At 67.8% G+C, this 1,682-nt stretch carries 3 protein-coding genes; all 3 read right to left on the bottom strand.

The window, feature by feature from the left end:
* Window positions 1–200, bottom strand: a 200-nt coding sequence (locus AC1RJ9_RS28300) for an SRPBCC domain-containing protein (protein ID WP_492842001.1), incomplete at its 3' end; no start/stop codon positions are given.
* A gap of 10 nt (window positions 201–210) precedes the next feature.
* Complete coding sequence (locus AC1RJ9_RS28295) at window positions 211–855, bottom strand: molybdenum cofactor guanylyltransferase (protein ID WP_492842003.1); 645 nt, start codon at window positions 853–855, stop codon at window positions 211–213.
* Complete coding sequence (locus AC1RJ9_RS28290; protein ID WP_492842005.1) at window positions 852–1,517, bottom strand: carbonic anhydrase; 666 nt, start codon at window positions 1,515–1,517, stop codon at window positions 852–854. Before AC1RJ9_RS28290 ends, AC1RJ9_RS28295 begins: the two co-directional genes overlap by 4 nt.
* Window positions 1,518–1,682: the final 165 nt, after the last annotated feature.

Raw genomic sequence — 1,682 nt, 5'->3', positions numbered from 1 at the left:
CTGTCGCCAAAGTCCAGTTGGACGGCGCCGCCGATCTCCAGCGCGATGGTTCCCGGAGCCAGCCATTGGACCAGGTCCTCGGGCTGGGTCAGGGCGGTCCACAGGCGCTCGGGCGTGGTGTCGAAGTCCCGGCGAATCCGCACGGCGATGACGTCATCCTGACGCAGGAAGGTGGTGATCGGCTCGGCGGGGTCAAACATCGGTGGTCTCCTAGACGGCAGTCTGGCCCTGGACGGGCGGGGTGGCCTTGACCCGCGTCAAGTCGGCTTGGCGACGGGGCTGCTGGGCCTGGAGCTCGGCCAAGGTGTTGAGATTGACGAACGGGTCGGGGACAATCGCGCCCCAGTCGGCCACCGCCAGACCCGCCGTTTCGGCCAAGCCCCGAAGCGATGAGCGACCCCGGGCCAGGTAGTGGGACAGGGTCGCCTCCACCTCGATGCTCCAGAGCCCGCAGACCGGATGCAGCCGGCCGTTGCTGGCGGGCAGGGCGACCGCGCCCCCCGAAGCCAGGGCCGCGCCCAGGCGGCGGGTCAGATCGGCGGGCAGGACGGGCATGTCGCAGGCCGGGAGCTGCACTCGCGCCGCGCCGCGGGCGCGGGCGAAAGCCAGGGCGGAGGCCAGACCGGCCAAGGGGCCAGGAACGTCGGGATGATCAAACAGCAGCGGGGCGCCCACGCCGTCGCCCAATTGCCCGGCGTCGCGGACGGCGACGGCGACGTCGTCGGCATAGCCCTTGGCCAGGGCCAAGGCGCGGGCCACAAGCGAAACCTCGCCCCAGGCCCGCAGCGGCTTTCCACTGCCCATGCGCAAACCCGCGCCGCCGGCAAGCACCACGGCAACGCTCGGTTGGCTCATGCTGAAGTCCTTCGCGCGTTTCGCCGCCGCGGGGCCTCCGGCGCCAGGCCGCCGACGAAGGCCATAGCCTGTTTCAAGCTGCCGATGGTGGTTTCCAGATCGCGTAGCAGGCCATCAGCCGCCGAATGGACCCAACCATGCAATGTCAGGGACTGGCCGCGACGCCATGCGTCCTGGACCAATGGATTGCCGGCGAGATTGACCAGTTGCGCGGTCACGTTGAGCTCGCAAAGCCGATTAGCTCGAGCGCCTGGATCCATGATCGTCTCCAACGCCTCGGCATGACGCGAGGCCAGGGCGCGCACTGGACCGAGCCAGCGATCAAGCAGATCAATCGGCGTGTTGGACAGCGCCGCGGCCATGACCCCACAGCCATAGTGGCCGCAAACCACGACATGTCGCACTTTCAGGACTTCCAGCGAGAACTGAAGGCTCGACAGGAATCCGACGTCCAGGGGCGGGGCCAGGTTTCCAGGATTGGTATGGTGGAAGATCGTGCCGGGCGGCAGATCGGTCAGCTCTTGTCCCGAGAACCTGCTATCGGCGCAGCCCAGCCAGAGGTAGTCTGTTTGGCGCTTAGCTGCCGTGCGCCTGAAAAACTCGCTATCCTTATAGCGGCCGGCGACCCAGGCCACGTTGCTGGTCAGCAGATCTTCGGTCATGCCCTACCTGTTGCTTTAGTCAACAACAGCGCTGAGCAGGTGACCGCGACGAGCCGCGAGCCGGCGGCCCAGAGTCGTCAGGTCGTCGGGTGTCAGGCGCAGGCGCGCGATCGGCAAGACGATGGCGTTCTCCAGGCCCAGGTGACGGCGTTCCTGGGCGGCGAA

This window comes from Caulobacter sp. GW822-FHT07D08, from assembly GCF_058798735.1.
This window is presented reverse-complemented; position numbering and strand designations above follow the sequence as displayed.

Excerpts from the sequence above, each read along its gene's own strand:
- AC1RJ9_RS28290 (WP_492842005.1), bottom strand. The coding sequence starts at position 1,517 with ATGACCGAAGATCTGCTGACCAGCAACGTGGCCTGGGTCGCCGGCCGC.
- AC1RJ9_RS28295 (WP_492842003.1), bottom strand. The coding sequence starts at position 855 with ATGAGCCAACCGAGCGTTGCCGTGGTGCTTGCCGGCGGCGCGGGTTTG.